This is a genomic window from Paraburkholderia sp. (assembly GCF_035948235.1).
In the GTDB taxonomy this organism is placed as follows: domain Bacteria; phylum Pseudomonadota; class Gammaproteobacteria; order Burkholderiales; family Burkholderiaceae; genus Paraburkholderia.
Window position 1 is genome coordinate 1 of sequence record NZ_DASZJJ010000276.1, and the last position, 24,373, is coordinate 24,373.

General features: G+C 65.7%; 20 protein-coding genes. 4 read left to right on the top strand and 16 right to left on the bottom strand.

The window, feature by feature from the left end:
• The coding region (locus VG320_RS24140; protein ID WP_327202580.1) for an efflux RND transporter permease subunit at positions 1-3,056 on the top strand (3,056 nt) is incomplete at its 5' end.
• 74 nt (positions 3,057-3,130) lie between these two features.
• Here the strand turns inward: VG320_RS24140 and VG320_RS24145 are convergent.
• Positions 3,131-3,583 carry an Lrp/AsnC family transcriptional regulator gene (locus VG320_RS24145; RefSeq protein WP_327202581.1) on the bottom strand — a complete coding sequence of 151 codons (453 nt, stop codon included), beginning with the start codon at positions 3,581-3,583 and terminating at the stop codon, positions 3,131-3,133.
• Between the two features lie 150 nt (positions 3,584-3,733).
• Here VG320_RS24145 and VG320_RS24150 point away from each other — a divergent pair, with 150 nt between their 5' ends.
• Positions 3,734-4,381, top strand: coding sequence for a LysE family translocator (locus VG320_RS24150; protein ID WP_327202582.1), 648 nt, complete (start codon positions 3,734-3,736; stop codon positions 4,379-4,381).
• 16 nt (positions 4,382-4,397) lie between these two features.
• Here the strand turns inward: VG320_RS24150 and VG320_RS24155 are convergent, their stop codons facing one another.
• From VG320_RS24155 to VG320_RS24175, 5 genes are all read right to left on the bottom strand, one after another.
• A complete protein-coding gene (locus VG320_RS24155; protein ID WP_327202583.1) occupies positions 4,398-4,649 on the bottom strand; it encodes a hypothetical protein in 252 nt (83 codons plus the stop codon).
• A 38-nt stretch (positions 4,650-4,687) separates the two neighbouring features.
• Complete coding sequence (bamE, locus tag VG320_RS24160; RefSeq protein ID WP_327202584.1) at positions 4,688-5,248, bottom strand: outer membrane protein assembly factor BamE domain-containing protein; 561 nt, start codon at positions 5,246-5,248, stop codon at positions 4,688-4,690.
• 45 nt (positions 5,249-5,293) lie between these two features.
• Positions 5,294-5,761 (bottom strand): hypothetical protein, encoded by a 468-nt coding sequence (locus VG320_RS24165; protein WP_327202585.1) that lies wholly within the window; start codon positions 5,759-5,761, stop codon positions 5,294-5,296.
• 212 nt (positions 5,762-5,973) lie between these two features.
• Positions 5,974-6,537: a peroxiredoxin gene (locus VG320_RS24170; RefSeq protein ID WP_327202586.1), complete on the bottom strand. Its 564-nt coding sequence runs from the start codon at positions 6,535-6,537 to the stop codon at positions 5,974-5,976.
• A 152-nt stretch (positions 6,538-6,689) separates the two neighbouring features.
• Entirely contained in the window at positions 6,690-8,072 is a 1,383-nt protein-coding gene (locus tag VG320_RS24175; RefSeq protein ID WP_327202587.1) for an EAL and HDOD domain-containing protein, read from the bottom strand.
• A 443-nt stretch (positions 8,073-8,515) separates the two neighbouring features.
• Between VG320_RS24175 and VG320_RS24180 the strand changes: the two genes are divergently transcribed.
• Both VG320_RS24180 and VG320_RS24185 read left to right on the top strand, forming a co-directional pair.
• On the top strand, positions 8,516-10,528 hold the full coding sequence (locus tag VG320_RS24180) for a sensor domain-containing phosphodiesterase (protein ID WP_327202588.1): 2,013 nt from the start codon (positions 8,516-8,518) through the stop codon (positions 10,526-10,528).
• 48 nt (positions 10,529-10,576) lie between these two features.
• The gene (locus VG320_RS24185) at positions 10,577-12,019 is read left to right on the top strand and encodes an HDOD domain-containing protein (RefSeq protein ID WP_327202604.1); all 1,443 of its coding nucleotides are present in this window, start codon (positions 10,577-10,579) and stop codon (positions 12,017-12,019) included.
• Between the two features lie 122 nt (positions 12,020-12,141).
• On the opposite strand, the gene VG320_RS24190 is transcribed toward VG320_RS24185, so the two are convergent.
• The 10 genes from VG320_RS24190 to VG320_RS24235 all read right to left on the bottom strand — a co-directional run bounded on the left by VG320_RS24190 (position 12,142) and on the right by VG320_RS24235 (position 24,344).
• A complete protein-coding gene (locus VG320_RS24190) occupies positions 12,142-13,449 on the bottom strand; it encodes an EAL and HDOD domain-containing protein (protein WP_414696109.1) in 1,308 nt (435 codons plus the stop codon).
• A gap of 407 nt (positions 13,450-13,856) precedes the next feature.
• The gene (locus VG320_RS24195; protein ID WP_327202589.1) at positions 13,857-14,657 is read right to left on the bottom strand and encodes an ABC transporter substrate-binding protein; all 801 of its coding nucleotides are present in this window, start codon (positions 14,655-14,657) and stop codon (positions 13,857-13,859) included.
• Between the two features lie 219 nt (positions 14,658-14,876).
• Positions 14,877-15,908: a succinylglutamate desuccinylase gene (gene astE / locus VG320_RS24200; RefSeq protein WP_327202590.1), complete on the bottom strand. Its 1,032-nt coding sequence runs from the start codon at positions 15,906-15,908 to the stop codon at positions 14,877-14,879.
• The gene (gene astB, locus VG320_RS24205; protein ID WP_327202591.1) at positions 15,892-17,256 is read right to left on the bottom strand and encodes an N-succinylarginine dihydrolase; all 1,365 of its coding nucleotides are present in this window, start codon (positions 17,254-17,256) and stop codon (positions 15,892-15,894) included. The genes astE and astB overlap by 17 nt, the downstream gene beginning before the upstream one ends.
• 9 nt (positions 17,257-17,265) lie before the next feature.
• Positions 17,266-18,729, bottom strand: coding sequence for a succinylglutamate-semialdehyde dehydrogenase (gene astD / locus VG320_RS24210; RefSeq protein ID WP_327202592.1), 1,464 nt, complete (start codon positions 18,727-18,729; stop codon positions 17,266-17,268).
• Positions 18,730-18,760: 31 nt separating this feature from the next.
• Positions 18,761-19,801 (bottom strand): arginine N-succinyltransferase, encoded by a 1,041-nt coding sequence (gene astA / locus VG320_RS24215; RefSeq protein WP_327202593.1) that lies wholly within the window; start codon positions 19,799-19,801, stop codon positions 18,761-18,763.
• Positions 19,798-20,907 carry an arginine/ornithine succinyltransferase subunit alpha gene (gene aruF, locus VG320_RS24220; protein WP_327202594.1) on the bottom strand — a complete coding sequence of 370 codons (1,110 nt, stop codon included), beginning with the start codon at positions 20,905-20,907 and terminating at the stop codon, positions 19,798-19,800. Before aruF ends, astA begins: the two co-directional genes overlap by 4 nt.
• A 44-nt stretch (positions 20,908-20,951) precedes the next feature.
• The gene (locus tag VG320_RS24225; RefSeq protein WP_327202595.1) at positions 20,952-22,169 is read right to left on the bottom strand and encodes an aspartate aminotransferase family protein; all 1,218 of its coding nucleotides are present in this window, start codon (positions 22,167-22,169) and stop codon (positions 20,952-20,954) included.
• Positions 22,170-22,368: 199 nt separating this feature from the next.
• Positions 22,369-23,355 carry a GlxA family transcriptional regulator gene (locus VG320_RS24230; RefSeq protein WP_327202606.1) on the bottom strand — a complete coding sequence of 329 codons (987 nt, stop codon included), beginning with the start codon at positions 23,353-23,355 and terminating at the stop codon, positions 22,369-22,371.
• Between the two features lie 194 nt (positions 23,356-23,549).
• Positions 23,550-24,344: an ABC transporter ATP-binding protein gene (locus VG320_RS24235; RefSeq protein WP_327202596.1), complete on the bottom strand. Its 795-nt coding sequence runs from the start codon at positions 24,342-24,344 to the stop codon at positions 23,550-23,552.
• Between the last annotated feature and the right edge of the window lie 29 nt (positions 24,345-24,373).

The following is a 24,373-nucleotide window of genomic DNA, read 5'->3' on the forward strand; positions in this document are numbered from 1 at the left end:
TCGGCTCGGCGCGCATCACGCTGCAGTTCGGCCTGAACCGCGACATCGACGGTGCTGCGCGCGACGTGCAGGCGGCCATCAACGCCGCGCGCGCCGACCTGCCCACCAGCCTGCGTTCGAACCCGACCTACCACAAGGTCAATCCCGCCGATGCGCCGATCCTGATCCTCGCGCTCACCTCGCCGACGCTCACGGCGGGCCAGCTCTACGACTCGGCGGCCACCGTTCTGCAGCAGTCGCTCTCGCAGGTGGACGGCGTAGGCGAAGTGGACGTGAACGGCTCGGCCAACCCCGCCGTGCGTATCGAACTGGAGCCGCACGCACTGTTTCACTACGGCATTGGTCTCGAAGACGTACGCGCCGCGCTTGCGTCCGCCAACGCCAACAGCCCGAAGGGCGACATCGAGTTCGGCCCGCAGCGCTTCCAGCTCTACACCAACGACCAGGCGAGCAAGGCCAGCCAGTACAAGGACCTCGTGATCGCCTACCGCAACAACGCGGGCGTGAAGCTCTCGGACGTGGGCGAAGTGGTCGATTCGGTGGAGGACCTGCGCAATCTGGGTCTGACCAACGGCAAGCATTCGGTGCTGGTGATCCTCTACCGCCAGCCCGGCGCGAACATCATCGAGACCGTCGATCGCGTGATAGCGATGTTGCCGCAATTGAAGGCCTCGCTGCCCGCCGACGTGGACGTGATCCCCACCTCCGACCGCTCGGTCACGATCCGCGCCTCGCTCAAGGACACCGAGCACACGCTCATCATCGCCGTCGCGCTGGTCGTGATGGTGGTGTTCCTGTTCCTGCGCAACTGGCGCGCGACGCTGATCCCGAGCGTAGCCGTGCCGATCTCGATCATCGGCACCTTCGCGGCGATGTACCTGATGGGCTTCTCGCTCGACAACCTCTCGCTGATGGCGCTGACCATCGCGACCGGCTTCGTCGTCGACGACGCTATCGTGGTGCTGGAGAACATCTCGCGGCACATCGAAAGCGGCATGTCGCGCATGCAGGCGGCGCTCCTTGGCGCGCGCGAAGTGGGCTTCACGGTGCTGTCGATTTCCGTCTCCCTGGTGGCCGTGTTCCTGCCGATCCTGCTGATGGGCGGCATCGTCGGGCGCCTGTTCCGCGAATTCGCGCTGACGCTGTCGCTGGCGATTGCGGTGTCGCTGGCCGTCTCGCTCACGCTCACGCCGATGATGTGCTCGCGCCTGCTCGAAGAAGCGCACGAGAAGAAAGAGGAAGGCCGCTTCGCGCAATGGCTCGAACGCGGTTTCCTGCGCCTGCAGAACGGCTATGAACGCACGCTCGGCTGGGCGCTCGGGCATCCGCTCCTGATCCTGATGGTGCTGATCGCCACCGTCGCGCTGAACGTCGTGCTTTACGTGATCGTGCCCAAGGGCTTCTTTCCGCAGCAGGACACAGGGCGGCTGATCGGCGGCATCCAGGCCGACCAGTCCACCTCGTTCCAGGCGATGAAGGTGAAATTCGCCGAGATGCAGCGCATCGTGCAGGCGAATCCGGCCGTCGATTCGGTGGCGGGCTTCACAGGCGGGCGCGCGACCAACGCGGGCTTCATGTTCGTCTCGCTCAAGCCCAAGAGCGAGCGCAAGCTCTCCGCCGACGAAGTGATCGCGCAACTGCGCGGGCCGCTCTCGAACGTGGCGGGCGCGCGCACCTTCCTGCAGTCGGTGCAGGATATCCGCGTGGGCGGCCGGCAGTCGAACGCGCAGTACCAGTTCACGCTGCTCGCCGACAACACCACCGATCTCTACAAGTGGGGGCCGAAACTCACCGAAGCCCTGCAGGCGCGCCCCGAACTCGCGGACGTGAATTCGGACCAGCAGCAAGGCGGTCTGGAGTCGATGGTGACGATCGACCGCAAGAGCGCCGCGCGCCTGAACATCACGCCTTCGCAGATCGACAACACGCTTTACGATGCGTTCGGCCAGCGTCAGGTCTCGACCATCTATAACCCGCTCAACCAGTACCACGTCGTGATGGAAGTCGCGCCAAAGTACTGGCAGAGCCCGGAGATGCTCAACCAGATCTGGGTCAGCACCTCGGGCGGCACGGCGAGCGGCGCGCAAAGCACCAATGCGACAGCAGGCACGGTCACCGCCACGACCACGACATCGGGCGCATCGACGGGTGGCACCGGCGGCACCAGCACGTCGAGCGCCGCAGCGCTGGCCGCCGATTCGGCCCGCAACCTGGCGACCAACTCGCTCGCCGCCAGCGGCAAGTCGAGTGCGTCCTCGGGCGCGGCAGTGTCGACCTCGAAGGAAACGATGATTCCGCTGTCGGCCATCGCCTCGTTCGGGCCGGGCACGACGCCGCTGTCGGTGAATCACCAGAGCCAATTCGTGGCCTCGACGATCTCGTTCAACCTGCCGCCAGGCAAATCGCTCTCGGACGCGACCCAGGCCATCTACGACACCATGGCCGAGATCGGCATGCCGCAGACCATCCACGGCAGCTTCCAGGGCACGGCGCAGGCGTTCCAGCAGTCGCTCGACAACCAGCCGATCCTGATTCTCGCGGCGCTGCTGGCCGTCTATATCGTGCTGGGGATTCTGTACGAGAGCTATATCCATCCGCTGACGATTCTCTCGACGCTGCCGTCGGCGGGCGTGGGCGCCCTGCTCGCGCTGCTGCTCTTCAAGACGGAGTTCAGCATCATCGCGCTGATCGGCGTGATTCTGCTGATCGGCATCGTCAAGAAGAACGCGATCATGATGGTCGACTTCGCCATCGAGGCGTCGCGCCAAGGTCTGAGTTCGCGCGACGCGATCTTCCAGGCGTGTCTGCTGCGCTTCCGGCCAATCATGATGACGACGTGCGCGGCGCTGCTGGGCGCGCTGCCGCTGGCGTTCGGGCGCGGCGAAGGAGCGGAGCTGCGCGCGCCGCTGGGGATTTCGATCGTCGGCGGGCTGATCGTGAGCCAGGTGCTCACACTCTATACGACGCCGGTGGTGTACCTGTATATGGATCGCTTGCGCGTCTGGTGGGACGAGAAGCGCGGCAAGGTCGCGCCGCCGCCGCGCGCGGTGCAATAAGCTTGATTCCGTAGAAGGTCAGGCGGCTGGGGCGAAAGCTTCAGCCGCTTTTTCTTTTGATGCCGTGCGCTGCGTTAAAGCGGCAGCGGCCGGTCCTGAAAAATGCTCTTCATCACGAGCGTGGACGTGAGGCGCAGCACCGAAGGCAACGGCAACAGCCGACGGTCGTAGAGCGTCTGGAATGCCTTCAGATCGCGCGTGACGACGTGCAGCATGTAGTCGGGCTCGCCGAAGAGACGCTCGGCGCGCGTGATTTCGGGGATGTCGATGAGCGCATCCTCGAAATCCTGAACGTTTTCGCTGCTGCCCTCGCGCAGCGTCGCGAACACAATCGCCGAAAAATTCAGCCCGACCGCCGACGGCTCGATAGTCGCCCGATAGCCGCTGATGATCTGTTCGCTTTCGAGCGCGCGCAGCCGCCGCTGGCATGGCGAAAGGCTCAAGCCCACGCGCTCGCTCAGCTCGGTGAGTGAAAGTCGTCCATCTTGCTGGATCTCAGCAAGAATCTTGCGGTCAATGGCATCCATGCGCGAAATATTAGCGCCATTCAGCATCCGCTGACAAGAAACAGGGAGCACTTCCCTGCTCGAAAACCCTAATATTTGCGACCTTGGCGCTCGTGTCGACATGGCTCGACAAAGCGGCGCTTCATCGGAAATAGAAAGGGAAGTACGGCAGTGCAAGCAAGTATGTTGACCGCGTTCTGGATCGTCTCGTTTTCCCTCGTCATGGTCCCGGGAGCGGACTGGGCTTATGCGATTTCGGCGGGGCTGCGCGGCCGCGTAGTCGCACCGGCAGTGGGCGGCATGCTGCTCGGCTATCTGGCGATCACGCTGGTGGTCGCTGCGGGCGTGGGCACGCTGGTGACGAGCGTGCCGGCGGTGTTGTCGGTGCTGACCGTGGTGGGCGGCGCCTATCTGCTGTGGCTGGGCGTAAAGACCTTGATGCGGCCGGCTTCGCAGCTTTCGGCGGGGGATGAACCGGCGCAATCCGCGGGTCGAAGCAGCAAGCAAGGCTGGGCGCTGCGCGGTTTTGCGATCAGCGGGCTCAATCCGAAGGCGATTTTGCTGTTCGTTGCACTGTTGCCGCAATTCACGCGGCCAGGCACCGGATGGTCGGTGTCGGTGCAGATCGTGGTGCTGGGCGCGCTGCACATGCTCAACTGCGCGTCGGTGTATTCGGTGGTCGGGCTGGGGTCGAAGGCCGTGCTGAGCACGCGGCCCAAGGCCGCGCGCGTCGTCAGCCAGCTTTCCGGCGCGGCGATGATCGTGGTGGCGTTACTGCTGTTCGCGGAGCAGGTGTTTGCGTTTGCGCGCCACGGTTGAGAGGACTAGTCGCCCCTCAGACCCTACCCGCCCTCCTCATCTCCATCGGCAGGCAGCGCACCAGCAGATGTAACACGAGCGGCACGATAATGCCGTCGTCGATCACGCCCGCCACCGGGAGGGCGATATTGAACGGATCGAGCGCATAAAGCGCCAGCAGCACCGTCGCCGGCAGCAGCCACACCGGCCGGCCCGGCTGGCGCAGCGCGAACCACAGCACACGCGCATCGCCCTTCACGATTTTCCACAGCAACGCCAGGCGCTTCATCTCTCACCCCTTCGCACATTCAAGTGCACCGTCAAACCTCAATGCGTCCCATGCCCCGGTGCATCCGAGCGCGAGGTCCGCACCACCAGCCCGTCCGGCGAAAAATGCGCATTGAACATGCCGTCGCCGGTCACGCCGCCTTCGGCCCAGTGCCAGCTCCACACTTCCTCGTGGCTCAGCGCGTACTTCGCGACCTCGGCCGGTTTGCCCAGCAGGCGGCGCACGTCATCCTGCGTCATCCCTGGCACCACCTGGGCGATATTCTGCGCCGTCAGCGCCTGGGTCATCGCGACAAGCTTGCCGTCGGCGTCGAAGTCGAGCATCCACGTATTCAGGCCGTTCGGGCCGCGCGGGTATTCGAGCCGTTCGGTGCCGTCGTCGTTCTGCCAGACGATTTCGGGCTTGCCCGCCTGGCGGCGCACGTCCTCGACAGTCGATACGCCGATCTTCAGGCCGCCGAACGCCATCGAGTCCGGCTTGATCGCATTGACGGCGTCGGCGACTTTCTGCTGGTCGCAGGCGGTGAAAAGCGTCGCGCTCGCGGCCAGCGCGAGGCCCAGACAACAACTGCGCAACAGGGGCAATCTATGCACGAACATTGAGGAATCAAGCATAAAAATCAGGTAGTTACAAATCTATGGCGCTCAAAGCTTCTGCGCGATCGCCAGCGTAAAGACGCGCGCCCAGCGCTTCGCCTCGCGCTCGCTGGGCATGGGCAATGGCCAGAGCGGCTGACGCGCGTCGGCCACGCGCAGCGCGACATGCCAGCCGTTCGCGTCGCGCTCGGGCGTTGCGCCTTGCAAGTCCGCGAAGATGTAGGCGCCGTGCTGCTCGCCCAGCTTGATATTGCACAGGCGTTTGCCGGCGGCGAGTCTCGCCTCGCCCCACGCGCCCGCGACGCGATGGGTCCAGTCGCCCTCGCCGTGCAGGTTGGGCGCGACGTCGCGGCGACGGCGCAGCCAGTAAGCAATCAGCGCGACGACGACGGCCGCGGCCACCACGGCGGCGCCAATCGCCACTGCTGCACCGAATTGCGCGGCGATGGCGTGATACGACCACACCGCGCCATAGATGAGCGCGGCGAAAACGAAAAGCAGTACGAATATGGGCATACGGATGCGGGCTGCGCGAGCGCGCTAAGGCGTGCGCGCCAGGCCGGAAACAAAGCGGGAGGTAGAACAGAAGGCCGCGCGAAAAGCCAGCACGCACGATACCAGCGCGCGGATGCCTGAGTGCATTGGCCCTGCGGCGAAAACTTGTCCCAACGCAAGGCCGCCCCACACACAGGAAGGCGTCACCGTTATCGCAACGGCAAGCACTGCGGTTATTGCTGCGGATGCTGCGCGGCCCACTCCTTCACGGCGCGCAGGGTGTTTTCGACGTGCTGGTCGGGCGAAAGGCTCGTGTATTCGTAGATCACCTTGCCGTCCGGAGCGATCACGTACGAGACGCGATTGGCCATCGACGCATGCAGCGGCATCGACGCGTCATAGGACTTGATGATCTTCGAATCCTCGTCGGCGGCCACCGGGAACTTGCTGCGGCACTCGCTCACCGAGAACTTCGTGAGCGTGTCGATGTTGTCGTGCGACACACCGATCACCGTCGCGCCGTACTTCTTGTACTCGTCCACGGCTTCGGCGAATTCATGCGCCTCGATCGTGCAGCCCTTGGTGAACGCGGCCGGATAGAAGTACACCACCACCGGGCCTTTCTTGAGTTCGGAGGCGAGCGAGTAGGTATAGGTTTTGCCGCCCAGCGACGCCTGGGTCGTGAAGTCGGGCGCCGGATCGCCCGGCTTGAGCGTGGCCTGCGCGCTCAGCGCGAACAGCGAAAGTCCGGCGCACACGAGCGCCGCGGCGGTGGCCGCGAAATACCTCGGTTTCATGTCGGATGTCCTCGTGGTCCTTGAACGGATCGCCGCATGAGCATGCCTGAAAGTGCATGCAGGTGCGTGACGGCGAGCGCCCCTATTGGACCACACTCGGCCCGCGCGCGCAGAACACGGCGCGCCGGCCCCAACGACATTACGCTTGTCTTTCAGCCATCCGCATAAGCGGAGAACCACGCGCTCGCCCACAGGTTGAGTTCGCCGAGCAAGGGCGGCGTGAGCGCCTCGAAGCGCCCGCCCGCCTGGGCGATGAGCGACTGCGCGAGCTGGTCGTCGCCCTGTTCGGCGGCTTCGGCCACGCGCAACAGCATGCCCAGCTCGCCGCGCTGGCCATCGACGGCCTCGCTGATCTCACGCGAAAGCCCCAGACGCTCCAGCGTATGGGCGGGCGTCGAGCCCACCAGCACATGCACCAGCGAAAAGATGCCGGTCATGAAAGCGGCATCGGCGAAATCGGCGTCGTTGGGCGCCAGGCTGCGCGCGGCCAGCTCCATGAAGTGCGAGCGCGTGCCCGCAAGCTGCACGAGCGGGTCGGAACTCCACGGCAGGTCGCGCCCGCTCGCGTAGAGCAGCAGTTGCGCCCAGCGCGCGATCTGGCGCGTGCCCGCGGCCAGCACCGCTTCGCGCAGCGACGAGATCGGCCGGCCCGGCGCGTAGGCGCTCGAATTGACGAGGCGCAGCAGTTGCACCACCACGCCCGGATGGCTGCGCAGTTCGGCTTCCAGCTCGGCAATGCCGACGTCGCTTGCCACCAGCGCCAGCAGCCGCACGAGCGCGAGGCGCGAGGCCCGCACCTTCGGCGCGCGCAGCACCTGCGGACGCGCGAAGAAGTACCCCTGAAACAGGTCGAAGCCCAGGTCGCGCGTATATTCGAAGTCCTCGCGCGTCTCGACCTTTTCGGCGATCAGCGTCTTGCCCTCGGCGGCGATGGCGGCGGCGAGCGCCGGCAGCGCCTCGCGCCCGGTCTGCATCAGATCGACCTTGATGATGTCCGCGTAAGGCAACGCGCGGCGCAGGCTGTCGGTCAGGCCGGTGACGTCGTCGAAGGCAATACGGTAGCCCGCGCGGCGCAACTGCGCGAGACGCTCGAGCACCGCGGTGTCGAAACGCACATGCTCCAGCACTTCGAGCACGAAGCGGTCGGGTGGCAGCAGGTGGACGATGTCGTCGAACAGCAGCTCGCGGCTCATGTTGACGTAGCCGTGGTGGCGCCCCAGCACGGCAGGCACGCCGAGCTGGCCCATCGTGCGCGTCATCACCTGGGCGGTGGCGAGCGCGTCGTCCAGCACGTCGGCCCGGTTCTGGGGGCCGCCGCGGAACAGCAGCTCGTAGGCGCTGAGCGAGCCGTTACGGTCGAGGATCGGCTGACGGCCCAGATAGACGAAAGGTTGCACTGCGGGCTGCACGGCGGATTGCGGATCGGGCTTCAACTCTGACTGCGCGGGCAGGCTGGACTGCAAGGCGCCGGAGCCACGATCGCCTGGCTCGGCCGGAGGCTCCGGTCGTGCGGACGCTGACGATGAATCGGACATGGCGAAAAGACTCGGGCGAATAAATTCGGTCTCGAAGACCCGGTGCGCGCGGCCCCCGCTGGTGGGTTCCGGTCCCGCGGACCTGATCGGACAATAACCGGTCAAAAATTGACGTACTGAAAAATGGCCGGTCTGGCGCCCCGGTTTGCATAAGACTGAACCAAAAGACTAACCCAAACTCTTGCGCGCGGGGCAATGAGCATGCATTCTGCATCGCCGGGGACGTCCGACCGGCGCCACTTTAACTGAATCCGGGCGTGCTGGCATCGTCGCTTGCGGGGAGTTCGCCATCTGGCCGTTTTTTCTGCGCAGCCACTAAAGATTTTGTTCCCGAGGTCGATATCTTGGTCTGATGGGGCGTGTCATGCCGGTGGCCGCACGCCGCGCGACTGACACGAACGACGCATACACGCCGACTAGTACATAGGTTGCCAGCGATACACATGGAAGCGAACAGGATCACCGCGCCCCGCCCGGGCTGGCTACGCACGGTCATGGGCCGCCTGCGGGCACGCGCCGGCAATGGCGGTGCGCCCGGCGCTGCGCTCGCCGCAGCGAGTGGCGCGCCGCTCGTGCCCGCCGCCTCTGACCTGGCCGCCGCCACTTATGGCAGCGCGGCCCATGCTGCAACGCTGGCCGAAACCGGCGCAGCCACGCCCACGCCCACGCCGAACCTGCCGGTCCCGCACGCCGACGCCGTGTCGCGCTCGTTCGAGCAGACCGCCGCCGCGGTGGACTTCCTCGTGCACGTGGACCGCAATCTGCGCTTTCTCTACGTCTCCGACGCGAGCCTGCGCTTTGCTGGCTACCACCGCGAGTTCCTGCTCGGCGCCACGCTCCACGACCTCGTCGCGCCCGAACATATCGCGCGTCTGGACGCCCTCTTCGTGCGCGCGCTGGAAAGCGGCGGGGTCGAGAAAACCACGGTCGACCTCATCAAGGCCCTCACCTATCCGATGGCGGTGGAACTGCGCGTGCAGCGCGCCTCCTACGCCGGCATGGACGGCTTCGCGATTGCCGGCTTCGACGTGTCGGCGTGGCAAGGCGCGCAGGCGCGCCTCACGCACGCGCTGCATCACGATCCGCTCACGGGGCTGCCGAACCAGGCCGCGCTTGGGCCCGCACTCGAACGCGCCCAGGCTGAAGCCGACGCGCATGGCGTGCCGGTCGCTCTGCTGCTGCTCGATCTCGACGACTATCAGCGCGTGAACCGCGCGCTTGGCTACGATGCCGGCGACGAACTGCTGCGCGAAACCGCGCGCCGTCTGAGCCACCTCGCACTGCAAGGCGAGCTGATCGCGCGCATCGGCAGCGACGAATTCGCCATTCTGATCACGCCGCAACTGCGCGGCGAACCGGGCGACATCCGCGTGGCCGCCGAAGCGCTCGCGCGCCGGCTGCTCACCTCGGTGCTGCAGCCCTACACGTTCCGCGACCAGCCCGTGCATCTGTCGGCGAGCATCGGCATTGCGTTTCATCCGGATCAGCGCATTCAGGCGATCGCTTCCAGCAGCGCCGAAACCCTGCCCGCAGAAGCGCCCGCTGACGGTCATCCGGACACTACGCCGCTGATCCGCCGTGCCGACCAGGCGCTGCAGACGGCCAAGGCTGCGGGCGGCAACACGCTGATGTTGCATGTACCCGACAACGATCCGACCGACGCGCTGCTGCTCAAGCTCGAGTCCGATCTCTACGATGGCGTGCGCAACGGCGAGTTCTCGCTGCACTTCCAGCCCATCACCAGCAGCGCGACGCGCGGCGTGGTCGGGGTGGAAGCGCTGATCCGCTGGCAACATCCATTGCACGGTCTCGTTCCGCCTTCAACGTTTATTCCGCTTGCGGAATCCGTCGGGCTGATTAATTATCTCGGCAACTGGGTTTTGAAAGCGGCGTGCATGCAATTGACGCAATGGGACGAGCAAGGCATTGCCCTGCAGTACATCGCGGTCAACGTATCGCCGCAGCAGTTCCGCAATCCGCGTTTCAAGGACAGCGTTCAGGAGGCGATCCAGCTCACCGGGCTCGATCCGCGTCGGCTTGTCTTCGAAATCACCGAAAGCCTGCTGATGCAGGACCCGCAGCACGCGGTCAAGCTGCTCGAAGAACTCACCGCGCTGGGCATCCGCTTTGCGGTGGATGACTTCGGCACAGGGTATTCGAGTCTTGCGTACCTGCAGCGCTTTCCGCTTTCGAAACTGAAGATCGACCGCAGCTTCGTCGAGAATCTGCTCACTTCGCGTAACGATCAGGCGATCGTCAACGCCGTGGTGGGTCTTGCGCGCACGCTGGAACTCGAACTCGTCGCCGAGGGCGTCGAGACCGAGGCGCAGCGCGAGTTGCTCACGAAGATGGGCTGCGACCACATCCAGGGATGGCTCGTCTGCAAGGCGCTGCCCTCCGAGGAGCTCTCGCAGCGTTTCGAGTCGCGCTCCCTGCACGTGCATCGCGTGCACTGATGACGACACCGATACACGCAGGGCATTAGCGAAATTGACATGGTTCAGATGGTAAAGGCTGTCCTGCTCGACCGGCTCTGGGCTCGCATGAACGAGCGCGGGGACTTCCCCATGCTGTCGCAATCGCTGCGCACCACGGTCGCCGCCATGACGAACGACGACTACGACTTCAGCGCGCTCGTGAAGGTGGTGCTGTCGGACTTCGCGCTGACGCAGAAGGTGCTGCGACTGGCCAATTCGGCGATGTACATGGCCTTTGGCGGCAATATCACCACCGTGACGCGCGCCTTGATGGTGCTCGGCATGGACGCGGTCGGCCATCTCGTGGTGGGCCTGAAGATCGTCGATCACTTCCATCACAGCGCGCCGCGCCGCATCGACGCCAAGCTCGAACTGAATCGCACCATGCTGTCCGGCTTCGTCGCGCGCAAGCTCACCGAACGCGGCGACCTGCGCGCCGGCGAAGAGGCCGTGGTCTGCACGCTGATGCGTCAGGTCGGCAAGCTGCTGGTGGTGTTCTATCTCGAACCCGAGTGGGATCAGATCCGCCGCGAATGCGATAACGGCGTGGGCGAGGACGAAGCCTGCATCGACGTGCTGGGCGTGACTTTTGCCGAGATCGGTCAGGACGCTGCGTCGCGCTGGCGTCTGCCCGAAGCGATCCGCGAAGGCATGGGCGAATTCGACCCGGCCGGCACCGAGCCGCGCCAGGTGCAATGGCTGCGCGCCATCACCAACTATTCGACCGAAGTCGCGCGCGTACTGACGACGCCGGGCCTGACCGAAGAAGCGCGCGAAGAACACATCACCGACCTTGCGCACTTCTACGGCCGCGCGCTGTCGACCGATCCGGAAACGCTGGTGCAGATGAGCCTTGCGCTCGCGCGCGAGGAAGCCGACGACGGCGTGATGCGCGAGATCGTCGAGCTGCGCGCCAACGCCGACGCGATGGCGCGCGAAGCACTCGATCCCGAGGCGCGCATTACCGCGGGCGTGGAAGATCTGCGCTCGCTGCCGCCGGACAGCTCGCTGAACACCGCCCTCACGCTCGCCACGGAAACCGTGCTGGCAGGTCTGGGCTTCGCGCGCACCGTCGTATTCGTGCGGCGTGGCGCGAACATGTTCGAAGCGACTCGCGGCTTCGGCCCGCAGATGGAAGAAGGACTGGAAAAGCTGTCGTTCAGCGCGGCGTTCCAGCCCGATGTGTTCCATCTGGCGATCGCGAACTCGGTGGGCATATTTATCGAAAATGCGCGCGACCCGAAGATGCTTGCGCGTCTGCCTGGCTGGTATCGCGCACGCTTCGACGATACGCGCGCCTTCGTGCTGCTGCCGGTGGCAGTGGCGGGCGAAGCGCCCGTGGCCCTCGTCTATGGCGACTGGCTGATGAGCCAGGAGCCGCGCCGCATCTCGCAGAAGGAAATGAGCGCACTCAACGGACTCGCGCACGAGCTGGCGCGCTTTTTCGCGGCGCATCCCGTCAAGACCTGATACCCCTGCGAGGCATCAGGCTGCTTCATGCATGCTTCATGCATGCTTCATGCTGCTGCAGGCGGGTCACGGCAATCGCGCCGCGCCCGCTCTCAGTTCTCCCTAGTCCTCGCTAGTTCTCCTTAGTCCTCGATACGTTCCAGCCCTTGCGCCTCCGCGTTGCGGTCGGCCATCCCGGCCCACTCCGCCGAGGTGAGCGCAAGCGCCGCGACCGCGCCCGCATCGAGCGGCGCAAGCGTCGCGCAGGCCATATCGAGCGCAGCCCAGTCGCCGCGCTCCAATGCCTCGATCACGTCAAGCAGACGACCTAGCACACCTTCGCGGCGCGAAATGGCCGCGCGAATCGGCTTGGGCAGGCGCAGCACTTCGAGCGCATCGTCGATAGAGCCGCCGAACACCGCATCGACAAACGAAAACACGCCCACCAGAAATGCCGCATCCTCTTCGCTCGGGCCGGCTTCCGGCAGGATGGCCGTGGCCAGTTCCATGAAGCGCGCGCGCGTGGCGGCCAGTTGCAGCAGCGGATCGTCTTCGAGCTTGACCTTGCGGCCATCGGCGTACAGCAGCAATTGAGTCCAGCGCGCGATGCGGTTGGTGCCCGTCGCGTTGATGGCCTCGCGCAGCGTCGTGACCTTGCGGCCCAGCGCATAGCTGCTCGAATTCGCAAGGCGCATCAAATGCATCACGAGCACAGGATTGAGCTTGAGCTCCGCTTCGAGCTGCATCACCGTGGGTTCCGAGGCGAGCAGTTGCAGCAGGTTCAGCAACGCCTGGCGCGGTGCGCTGGCCCGGCGCGAACCGCCCTGATGCTTCGCGAAGTAATAGCCCTGGAAGCGGTCGAAGCCGAGCGCATGGGCGCGGTCGTGCGCCTGCCCCGACTCGACGTTCAGCGCGACGAGGATCTTGCCGGCCGACTTGAGCACGCTGGCGAACTTCGGCAGCAGCGCGGGGGCGATGTCCTGCGTGTCGATCTTGATCGCGTCCACATAGGGCAGCAGCTTCGCGAACGATTCGTCGGCCTTCGTGACGTTGTCGAGCGCAAAGCGATAGCGCTTGCCATGCAGCGCGACGAGGCGCGCGATCAACTCAGGATCGGCGCCGATGCCGACCGGCAATTCGAGGATCACACTTTCGGGCGGCAAGCGCAGCAGCGTGTCGTCGAAGAGCGCTTCGCGCGTCACATCGAGCCAGGCGGGATGGCCGCTGAGCGCGGCACGCAGGGTCGGCGCGCGAGAAGCCTGGAGCAGCGCGGCGCCTGCGCTCGCGCGCGGGTCCACCTCCCCTTCCACCTTGGCCCGCACGACGCGCGGCAAGGTCTCGTACGCGCACAGCATGCCTTCGCGATCGAGCATGGGCTGACGCGCGAAATACACCTGGTATGGATCGGCCAGCTGGCCAGTGGACGGCTGATCGCCTTCGACGCCCGACATGCCCGGTCGGCCTGCTCGGTCTGCGGCACTGAAACTCATGGGGTCCCCCGCGAGGCGCCGTGCCTGGAGCGGCGCCAAGGTCGTTTGGTGTCTCGTGTCTGACTCGTTCTTGCTCGCCGCGCGCACGCGTTTTCACGTTTGCCTTTGCGTGCGCATTTCTGCAAACACGCTGTCGCTGCAGCAGCTTTCTATCTTGCTAATTCTATCCTGGCGGATACGTCCGGCATATGAAGCAGACACTCAATTCGACGAAATCATCGATTTCCGGATCGCCGAAAATCGCCTGAATACAGGCCTTTTTGCGACATTAATCAGGATGCCGAATCATTTATCCAGTAAAAAATACCGGCCAATCCAGGACTGGCCGGCATCGGATAGCGCGGACGGACTGCGTCAGCGTCGCGCGCTTACTTCAGCACGACCTTCACGTCGAAGTACTTCGCGGCGATCTTGTCGATCGTGCCGTCGGCCTTCAGGTCCTTGAGCGCGCCGTTGAGCGCGGCCTTGAGGGCCGCATCGTTCTTGCGCACGCCGTAGCCCACGCCTTCGCCGAGCAGCTTCGCGTCGACCACCTGCGGGCCGGCGAATGCAAAGCCCGCGCCCTGCGGCTTGTTCAGGAAGCCCTTCGAAGCGGCTTCGGCGTCCTGGAACGCGGCGTCCAGACGGCCCGAGACGAGATCGGCGTAGATCTGGTCCTGCGTCTGGTAAGGCACGACGTCGACGCCAGCCGGCGCCCACTTGGCCTTCGCGTAAGTTTCCTGGATCGTGCCCTGGAGCACGCCCACGTGCTTGCCCTTGAGCGAATCGGCGGTCGGCAGCAGCGGGCTGCCCTTCTTCGCGATCATCTGGTTCGGGATCGCGTAGATCGGATCGGTGAAGTCGATTGCCTGGCGGCGCTGATCCGTGATGGTCATGTCCGAGTTGATGGCGTTGAACTTGCGCGCCTGCAGGGCCGGAATCAGGCCGTCAAACGAGTTCTCCACCCACACGCACTTCACCTTGAGCTTCGCGCAGACGGCGTTGCCCACGTCGATATCGAAGCCTTGCAGCTCGCCGCTCGGCGATTTCGATTCGAACGGCGCATACGACGCCTCGACGCCGAAGCGCACTTCCTTGAGGTCGGCGGCTTGCGCCAGCGTGGCGCCCGCGCCGAAAGTAACGGCCGTGCAGAGCGCGAAGGTGGCCAGCTTGTTCCAGTTCATGTTCATCAGTGTCTCTATCCAGTCGAAATACGGTGCGCTCCGTCGATATGCGGGGCGCGGCACAGGATCGCTGCGCCAAAAATGCGGCTCAAACGATCGCACCCTTTCTGATGCGCCGCAGCAACCGCAGGGGCGCGATTGTACCGCGCGCGGCGCTTGCACCCGGCAAAAGGGCCTGGTGCGAAGTTGCAATTGGGTGTCGTGGATGCGCAAGTGCGCAGCGCTTCAAACCAGCGTGGCGAGCGTCTCGTCCGTGGTCTCGACCACCAGCAGGCCCGCACGCAGGCCCGGTTTGACGGTGGGATTCGGGAACACGATGCGCTCTTCGTCATGCGCGACGACATAGCGATACGCGCCGTCCTCGGCCAGCACGGTGCCGCGCGCGAACGGCGTGAAGTTCGGTACATCGGCGGCTACGTGCAGCGCAAAGGCGTCGCTCTGCTTCGTGATCTGGCCGATCACAGTGAAGACGCGCGGCATCGGCGCCGGCGCTTTTGTTGCGTTCGCAACCAGTCTGCGTACGGCCGCATCGGCATTCGCGAAGCGCGCGAGATCGTTCTCGCCGAATGGCCGTACCTTGCCGAGTTCCAGCGTGCAGGCAGTCGCGCCGCAATGATCGGCGGTAAATGACGAGTAAGTTGCGCCCTTCTCCGTGTGGATCAGCACGGCGGCAATGCGCGCATCGGCGAGCCAGTCGAACATGGCGCGCGTGGGTGCGCCGCCCGTATAAGGCAATAGCGCGAACTGCTCGAACGCCGAGGCGCGGATCGCCGTATGCATGTCGAGGTGCCAGCGCGCGCCCGGCGCGTTGGATGCATCGGCGAAAAAGCGCTGCGCCGCCGCTTCCAGCGCGACGGCGCGCGGCGCTTCGCGGCTTTGCGGCACGCGCGCATGACGCCCGCCAAACAGGCGGTTGAGATCGTCGTCCTGATAGCGCGTGGCCGCGCGCATCGCGGCCACATTGCCCAGCACGACGAGCACGCGGCACGCCAGCGCGAGCCGCCCCGCCGCAATATCGGCGACGATCTTCGAAAGCAGCTCGATCGGCGCGGTCTCGTCGCCATGCACACCGGCCGAGAGCAACACGCTGCGCGCGGCCTCGCTCACTTGCTGCGGCTCCAGCAGCAGCACGCCTTGGTCAAGCCACTGCCAGCGCACGGTGTGATTCGCGCAGTCACCGGCCTTGCTCACGGGCCGCGTGCCCGCGAGCGTCGCTGCCAGAAAATCGTCCAGCACGGTTTCAGCGCTGGAAGTCATAAAGCGATCCCAGGCCGAGAATCTGCGTGAGTTCGTCGAGCGCCGTGCGCGACTCCACCAGCAGCGCCGGATCGGTCAGATCCTGGGGCGCCAGGCGATCGCGATAGTGCTTTTCGATCCAGGCGTCGAGGCGCGCGAACAGCGTGTCGTTCATCCAGACGCCCGGCGCCACCGCCGCGCGCTCGGCTTCGTCGAGCACCACGCGCAGGCGCAGGCACGCGGGGCCGCCGCCGTTCTTCATGCTCTCGCGCAGATCGAACACCAGCACCTCGTCGATCGGGCCGCTCTTCGACGTCAGGTCGTCCAGGTACATCGCCACGTGCGGATTCTCGCGGCATTCCTGCGGCACCACCAAGACCTGCTTGCCATCCGCGCGGCTGAGCAACTGGCTGTTGAACAGATACGAGGAGACCGCATCCGCCACGCTCACCTGGGCGTCGGGCACCTCGATCACGTTGAACGGCGTGCCGTGCGCGCCCAGCTTGCCGCGCAGTTCCTCGTAGACGTTCTTCTGATCGACGAACGCGCGCTCGTGGGCAAACAGCGTGGTGCGATTGCCGACGGCGATCACGTCGTTATGGAACACGCCCGCGTCGATCACGTCCTGGCTTTGCTGCGCGAACACCGTGTCGGCCTCAGTGAGGCCGTGGCGCTGCGCCACCGCGCGGCTCGCCTCGAACGTCTGACGCGCCGGAAAGCGCTTCGGCTCCGGCCCGCGGCGATATTCGCTGCGGCCATAGACGAAGAACTCGACGCCGCGCACGCCGTATTCCGCGCAAAAACGCGTGTGATTGGCCGCGCCTTCGTCGCCCAGCGCGGGCGTGCCCGGCAGCGCGTCATGCACCGCGAAATGCGACGGGTCCGCGAAGATCGCGCCCAGCGTGCGGCGCGTGTACTCGTGCTCGATCGCGCGATGCAGCTTGCTGCACAGATTGGCGGGCGTGAAATGCACGCGGCGCTCGGGCGTGTCCGCCGAGGGGCTGACGGTGGCTGCATTGGCGGTCCACATCGCCGAAGCGGAGCTGGCCGCCGCCAGCAGTTCGGGCGCGTCCTTCGCGGCGCGCGCGATCGCCTCGCCGTCCTTGCCGCTGAAGCCGAGTTCGCGCAAGAGGCGAATCGACGGACGCTCCTGCGGCGGCAGAACGCCCTGCGCGAAGCCCAGATCGGCGAGGCGTTTCATCTTGCGCAAGCCCTGCTGGGCGGCGGCGCGCGGGTTGGCGACCGATTTCTCGTTGTTCTGCGAGGCGACGTTGCCGAACGACAGCCCGGCGTAGTTGTGCGTAGGGCCGACGAGTCCGTCGAAATTGGCTTCGAGCGCCGTGGCGGCCAGCTTGGCGGTATTGCTCATCGTCGATCCTCAGAATTGAAGGCCCGGCGAAACGCTCGCGGGCATCTGCAGTTGTGCGCTTTCCACCGAGGCCATCGGCCAGGCGCAATAGTCGGCGGCGTAGAAGGCGCTGGGGCGGTGATTGCCCGAGCGGCCCGGCCCGCCGAAGGGCGCGCCGCTCGACGCGCCGTTGGTCGGCCGGTTCCAGTTGACGATGCCCGCGCGGATCTCGCGCGAAAAGCGCTGCCAGAGCGCGGCATCGTCGGCGAGCAGGCCCGCCGAGAGACCATAGGCCGTGTTGTTCGCCTGGGCGATGGCGTCGTCGAAACCGGCGTAGCGGATGATCTGCGCCAGCGGACCAAAGTGCTCTTCGTCGGGCAGGTCGGCCACGCCCGTGACGTCCAGAATGCCGGGCGTGACGAAGCCCAGCGCCGGGTCGCGCTGCTGCATCGGCAACAGCGCCTTCGCGCCGCGCGAGAGCAGCAGCGTCTGCGCGTCGATCAGCTTCGCCGCCGCGCGCGCCGAGATCACCGCGCCCATGAAGGGCTGCGGATCGGCGTTGTATTCGCCCACCGCGATTCGTGAGGAGACCTCGACAAAGCGTTCGATGAAGCGGTCGCCAAACTCGCCCGACGGCACCAGAAGGCGGCGCGCGCAGGTGCAGCGCTGCCCCGCCGAGAGAAACGCCGACTGGATCGCGTGATGCACGGCGGCATCGATATCCTCGACTGGTGCGACCACCAGCGGATTGTTGCCGCCCATCTCCAGCGCCAGCACGATCTCGGGACGCCCGCCAAACTGGCGATGGAGCAGCGTGCCCGTATCCGAGCTGCCCGTGAAGAACAGCCCGTCGATCTGGCGATGGTTCGCGAGTGCAATACCCGTGTCGCGCTCGCCCTGCACGAGATTGAGCACGCCTGCGGGCAGGCCCGCTTCCTTCCAGATCTCGACCGTTGCGCGCGCAACGTCAGGCGCGAGTTCGGACGGCTTGAACACCACCGCGTTGCCCGCGATCAGCGCAGGCACGATATGGCCGTTGGGCAGGTGGCCCGGGAAGTTGTACGGACCGAACACGGCCACCACGCCATGCGGGCGATGGCGCAGCACGGCCACGCCGTCGGCCATGTCGCTGCGCTTTTCGCCGGTGCGCTCGCCGTAGGCCGTGATCGAGATGGCGACCTTGGCGGCCATCGACGCGGCTTCGGTGCGCGCTTCCCAGAGCGGCTTGCCGGTCTCGCGGCCAATCGCGCGCGCGAGGTCTTCCTTGCGTTCGTTCACGAGCGCCGCGAAGCGCTTGACGATCTCGCAGCGCGTTTCGAACGGCGTTTGTGCCCACACGGGAAACGCGCGGCGCGCGGCGCCCACGGCGCGGTCCACATCTTCGGCGCTGGCGGCGTTGCCGCTCCACACGATTTCGTTCGTGCCGGGATTGCGCGACGCGAACGCGGGACCGCTTGCCGCGCACCATTGCCCATCGATGAAAAGCTCGTTCATGGTCATCCTTGTTGTCTGCTCACCGCTCAACTCATCGCTCCACTGCGCGCACCGTATGCGTCGCGCCCAGCACGCGCACCGGTTCGCCTTCCTTGACGTTCAGCGCCGCCGCTTCCTGCGCGCTCAGCGTGAACGCGCCGTCCTGCACCACGCCCGGCGCGAAGCCCACGCGGAAGTCGGTCAGCGACGTGTTCGACACCAGCGAGCGCACATTGCCCTGCTCTGCCGCCGCGCCGATGCGCACCGGCACCAGCAAGCTTTCGCGCACCGTGCGCAGATCGGCGATATGGCATTCGAGCACGGGGCCGGCATCGAAGATATCGACGTGATTTTCGTAACGCAGGCCTTCGCCTTCGAGCATGCGGCGCGCGGGGACCGTGTCTGCGTGCGTAAGGCCCACACAGGCTTGTGCCTCTTCGGGCAGCAGTTCGACGTAGACGGGAAAGCGCGGCATCAGCTCGGCGAGGAACGACTTGCGGCCATGCGCACTCAGATAATCGGCGGCGTTGAAGTCGATCTGATAGAAGTGCGAGCCCACCGCGCGCCAGAACGGCGAAGTGCCTTCCGCGTCGAAGTGGCCGCGCAATTCGGCGCAGATACGTTCAGGAAAGCGCTCGCGGAACTGCGCGATAAACATGAAGCGCGAGCGCGAGAGCAATCCGCCCATGCCGCCCGTGCGATAGCGCGGCGAGAGGAACAGCGAGCACACTTCCGCGTAGCCGGTCAGATCGTGCGAGATATTGAGCGCACGCATGCGCGTCCAGATGCCCAGATCCTGGCTTGCGTGCACCACCGTGCTCACGCGGTAGTTGTAGAACGGCTGCGTGAGGCCCACCGCCGTTTCGATCCCGCACACGCCCGCCACATCGCCGGTCGCGGTATCTTCCATCACGAAGAAATAGCCCGCTTCGGCAGCCGGAGCCTCGTCTGCCAGCGTTCGGCGCGTACGCTCGATGCGCGCGGCGAGCGCGTCGCGGTCGGGCTTGAAGGTCGTGAGACCGGGGCCGGTTTCCTGGGCCAGCGCGACGAGCGCATCCACATCGCCCGTCTGCACGACGCGTACTACGATCATTGCGTCTCTCCCATCTCGTCCTCGTTGTCCTGTTCGTCATCCTGACGATAAAGCGGCGCGCAGCGCACCGTCTCGCCATCCTGCACACCCAGCGCCGCACGCGTGGCGGCGTCGAGCGGCGCGTCGCCGTGCACCGCATGTGCGCCGCGATGCGTCACGCTTGCAGGCAACGCCGGCAACGTCGCCAGCGCGCAACGGAATTCGCCGTTCTGCTGGCTGGCCACCAGCCACGCCGTATTGTCAGCGCCGCTGGCTGCACCCGCGCGCTCGCGCACCGTACGCGTCTGGTTGCCCGCCACCGAGGCCGTGCGATCGACCTGCGCCGTGAGCACCGGGCCCGCATCGAAGATATCGACGTAGCGGTCCGGTTCGAAGCCTTCTTCCAGATGGATCTCGTAGGCGAGCAAGGTGCTTGGGTCCGGCTCGCCCAGCACGCGCTGCGCGGCTTCGGGCAGCAACGGCACGTAGACCGGATACGCGGGCATCACCTCGGCGATAAAGGTGCGGCTTCGGCCGCCCGAAGCCATTTCGATGTCCTTGAAATCGCGCCCGAAGAACTTGCGCCCCACCGCCTCCCAGAATGGCGAGACGCCCGCATCGTCGGTCACGCCGAGCAGCAGCGAAAACACCTCGGGCGTGAAGCGGCGGCGGTTCATCGCCACGTACATCATGCGGGCGCGCGACATCAGGTGCGCCGCCGCATCGCCGCGCAACGCGGGATCGATATAGAAGCCCGCGAGGCGGCTCTTGCCCGTGAGTTCGTGCGACATGGTGAGCGCGTGAATCTTGCGGTTCACATGCAGTTCGCGCGAGGCGTGAATCAGCGCGTCGTTGCGAAACGCGTAGAACGGCTCCGCGTAACCCGCCGCCGCGACGATGCTCGACGTGCCGACGAGGCGGCCCGTCGCCGAATCTTCGAGCACGAAGAGATAGAACTCCTCGCCCGGAAAATCGACATCGGCGCGAAACGAGTCTTCGGACAGCGCGATGCGCGCCTCAAGCGCCGCGCGGTCGTGCGGCAGCGAGTGCAGCACGGGTTGCGCGGTGCGCGCCATATGGGCGATCGCATCGAGATCGGAGAGCCTTGCGGGGCGAACGAATAGCATCGTCAGTCCTGGGTCGATTGATGGCGGGCGTTGGGCGGTGTGGATCAACGCTTGCCGAGTACGTCTTCGAAGGCCAGTTCGAGGCGCGCGAAGCCCTCGTTCAGGTCCGCTTCGGGCATGATGAGCGACGGTGCGAAACGCAGCACGTCGGGACCGGCGATCAGCATCATCACGCCGCGATTGGCCGCCGCCGAGTTGAAGTCCTTCGCGCGGCCCGCGTAACGCGCATGCAGTTCCGCGCCGATCAGGAGACCCTTGCCGCGCACTTCGCGAAACACGTCGAAGCGCTCGTCGAGTGCCGCGAGCTTTGCGCGGATCGCTTCGCCGCGCGCACGCACGCCCGCCAGCACGGCCGGATCGCTGATCAGTTCGACCACCTTGTGCGCGATCGCCGCGCCCAGCGGATTGCCGCCGTAGGTCGTGCCGTGCACGCCCACCTTGAAGTGCGCGGCGATGGCCTCGGTCGTGAGCATCGCGCCGATCGGAAAGCCATTGCCAAGCGCCTTCGCCGTGGTGAGGATGTCGGGCGTGACACCCGTGTCTTCATACGCGTAGAAGGTGCCGGTGCGGCCCACGCCGGTTTGCACTTCGTCGAAAATCAGCAGCGCATTGTGCGCATCGCAGGCTTCGCGCAGCGCCTTCAGGAAGGCCGGATCGGCGGGAATCACGCCGCCTTCGCCCTGCACCGGCTCGACGATCACGGCGCAGGTTTGCGGGCCGATCGCGCGCATCGCGGCTTCGATGTCGTTGTACGGCAGATGGATGATGCCTTGCGGAATCGGGCCAAATCCTTCGGAGTACTTGGGTTGCCCGCCCACGCTCACGGTGAAGAACGTGCGGCCATGGAACGACTGTGTGAACGAGACGATTTCGGCCTTCTGCTCGCCGTGGCGGTCAAAGGCGACGCGGCGCGCGAGCTTGAGCGCGGCTTCGTTGGCTTCCGCGCCCGAGTTGGCGAAGAACGCGCGGTCGGCGAAAGTCAGCGATTCGAGCTTCTTTGCGAGACGCAGCACCGGTTCGTTGGTGTAGCCATTGCCGATGTGCCAGAGCTTGCTGCCCTGCTCGTGCAGGACCTTGAGCAGTTCCGGATGCGCGTGGCCCAGCGACGTCACGGCGATGCCGCAGGCGAAGTCGATGTAGTCGCGGCCTTCGGTGTCCCATACGCGCGAGCCTTCGCCACGCTCGGGGACGAACGGTGCGGGCGAGAAGCACGGCACCATCACTTCGTCGAAAGTCTGGCGGCTCACAGTCTGGTCGTTCATGGCGAATCCTCTTTGGCTCGAAATCGGCTTGAATGGGGGTGGTACACGGCGCGCAACCTGCAAAAACCCGCGTGCGCGCCGACGAAATACGTATGGCTTGCAGTGTAGGCAACCGCGCGGCAAACGTCTTGCGCATGGGCGACGCGTTCTTTCGTCGGATGCGGTGTTTTTCGCACGTTTGCCGTCTGGTTGAGCATCGTCACGCCTGATCGCGCTCCGGCGGCTCCACCAGCGCGCCCGCGCGCGGCTCCTGCACCACGCCGGGCGTGCCGCCGTGCTGGCGCTCGATCCAGTTGCGCCGGTCCTCGCGCGGCGTCACGCCAAAGCGCTCGCGATACGCGTTGGAAAAATGCGCCGCCGATGAAAACCCGCATGCCAGGCTGATCTGCACCACGGATTTGCTGGTGCGCTGCAACTGCGAGCGCGCTTTCGCAAGGCGCAGGCCCAGGTAGTACTTGGACGGCATCGCGTTCAGATACTGCCGGAACAGGCGTTCGAGCTGACGGCGCGACACGCCCACGTGACCGGCAATCTCATCGGTCGTGAGCGGGTCTTCGATATTCGCTTCCATCAGCATGAGCGCATCGTTCAGGCGCGGATGGCGCTCGCCCGGCGCGGTCACGAACGGAATGCGCTGGCGCTCGTCGCCGCTGCGCAAGGTGCTCGCGCCCATCGCGTCGGCAATGCGGTCGACCAGCTCGGGGCCATGTTCGCGGCCGATCATCGCCAGCATGAAGTCGAGCGTCGCCTGGCCGCCCGCGCAGGTCGCCCGATCGCGGTCGATCTCATAGAGGTGCTGGGTGACGATGGTGCGCTCGAATTGTTCGGCGAACTGCTGGTAGGTCTCCCAGTTCACCGCCACGCGATAGCCCTGCAACTGCCCCGCCATCGCCAGCCACCAGACGCCGTGATGGATGCCGGTGACGAGCGGCGTGCGCTGCCCCACGCGCGCGAGGCTGGCGAGAAACAGGCGGTAATCCGCGAACTGCTGGTAACGCTCGGTCACGACGATCAGCCAGTCGCAGGCAAGACCATCGCCGAATGCGGCGTCGGCGGGCCATTGCGCGCCGCCCGAGAGCGGCACGGGGCGGCCGTTCCACGACACCATCTGCCAGCGGTACAGCGCGCGACCGTCGATCTCGTTGGCGAGATTGAGCGCATCGACGATGGGCCCGACGCCCGACATCGACACGGGCGGCAACGCCACGATCGCGACCTGAGTGGTGCGCGCCGCGCGCGCGGCGATGGGTGCGCCGGATGCGCCCGGTGCAGACGACGCGGACGATGCGGCGCTCGCGGAAGGGGAAATGCCCGTCACTGGGGCGGAAGCTGCGGGGTGAATCATCGGCTGGAACTACAAAATCCTCGTAAGCCGGCAGCTTACTTGAGACTGCCCGAAAGGAACTGGCGCAAGCGCTCGCTCTTCGGTGCGCCGAGCACATCGGCGGGTGCGCCCTGTTCCTCTGTGCGGCCTTGGTGCAGGAACATCACATGATTCGAGACGTTGCGCGCAAAGCCCATTTCGTGGGTCACGACGATCATGGTGCGGCCTTCCTCAGCGAGCTTTTGCATCACCTTGAGCACTTCGCCCACGAGTTCGGGATCGAGCGCGGAGGTTGGCTCGTCGAACAGCATCACGTCCGGATGCATCGCCAGCGCCCGCGCAATCGCCACGCGCTGCCGCTGGCCGCCCGACAGATGCGAGGGATACTGCTTTTCCACGCGCGGCGCGAGGCCGACTTTCTCCAGATACTCGCGCGCGCGCTCCTCGGCTTCCTTGCGCGGCACGCCCAGCACATGCAGCGGCGCTTCCATCACGTTCTCGAGCACGTTCATGTGCGACCAGAGGTTGAAGTGCTGGAACACCATGGCGAGCTTGGTGCGGATGCGCTGCAACTGTTTGTGATCGGCCACGTCCAGGTCGCCGTTGCGGCCCGCCTTGGTGCGCACGGCCTCGCCATCGACGACGATTTCGCCGGCGTTGGGCTTTTCGAGGAAATTGATGCAGCGCAGGAACGTGCTCTTGCCCGAGCCGCTCGCGCCGATGATGCTGATCACGTCGCCCTTCTTCGCATCGAGCGACACGCCTTTGAGCACTTCGTTGTCGCCGTAGCGCTTGTGGATATCGCGCGCGATGAGTTTGCTCTGCGCGTCGTGGGTCGTCGTCTGAGGCAAGATGGTCTCCGAAAATTAGCTTGATTCAA

Coding starts and splice junctions, on each gene's coding strand:
- VG320_RS24190 (WP_414696109.1), bottom strand. CDS start 13,449: ATGTCGGGCGTCGAAGGCGATCAGCCGTCCACTGGCCAGCTGGCCGAT.
- VG320_RS24165 (WP_327202585.1), bottom strand. CDS start 5,761: ATGCCCATATTCGTACTGCTTTTCGTTTTCGCCGCGCTCATCTATGGC.
- astD (WP_327202592.1), bottom strand. CDS start 18,729: ATGAACGAGCTTTTCATCGATGGGCAATGGTGCGCGGCAAGCGGTCCC.
- VG320_RS24225 (WP_327202595.1), bottom strand. CDS start 22,169: ATGAACGACCAGACTGTGAGCCGCCAGACTTTCGACGAAGTGATGGTG.
- VG320_RS24230 (WP_327202606.1), bottom strand. CDS start 23,355: ATGTCGGGCGTCGGGCCCATCGTCGATGCGCTCAATCTCGCCAACGAG.
- astE (WP_327202590.1), bottom strand. CDS start 15,908: ATGACTTCCAGCGCTGAAACCGTGCTGGACGATTTTCTGGCAGCGACG.
- VG320_RS24155 (WP_327202583.1), bottom strand. CDS start 4,649: ATGAAGCGCCTGGCGTTGCTGTGGAAAATCGTGAAGGGCGATGCGCGT.
- VG320_RS24195 (WP_327202589.1), bottom strand. CDS start 14,657: ATGAACATGAACTGGAACAAGCTGGCCACCTTCGCGCTCTGCACGGCC.
- VG320_RS24170 (WP_327202586.1), bottom strand. CDS start 6,537: ATGAAACCGAGGTATTTCGCGGCCACCGCCGCGGCGCTCGTGTGCGCC.
- VG320_RS24180 (WP_327202588.1), top strand. CDS start 8,516: ATGGAAGCGAACAGGATCACCGCGCCCCGCCCGGGCTGGCTACGCACG.
- aruF (WP_327202594.1), bottom strand. CDS start 20,907: ATGCTATTCGTTCGCCCCGCAAGGCTCTCCGATCTCGATGCGATCGCC.
- astB (WP_327202591.1), bottom strand. CDS start 17,256: ATGAGCAATACCGCCAAGCTGGCCGCCACGGCGCTCGAAGCCAATTTC.
- VG320_RS24145 (WP_327202581.1), bottom strand. CDS start 3,583: ATGGATGCCATTGACCGCAAGATTCTTGCTGAGATCCAGCAAGATGGA.
- astA (WP_327202593.1), bottom strand. CDS start 19,801: ATGATCGTAGTACGCGTCGTGCAGACGGGCGATGTGGATGCGCTCGTC.
- bamE (WP_327202584.1), bottom strand. CDS start 5,248: ATGTTCGTGCATAGATTGCCCCTGTTGCGCAGTTGTTGTCTGGGCCTC.
- VG320_RS24185 (WP_327202604.1), top strand. CDS start 10,577: ATGGTAAAGGCTGTCCTGCTCGACCGGCTCTGGGCTCGCATGAACGAG.
- VG320_RS24175 (WP_327202587.1), bottom strand. CDS start 8,072: ATGTCCGATTCATCGTCAGCGTCCGCACGACCGGAGCCTCCGGCCGAG.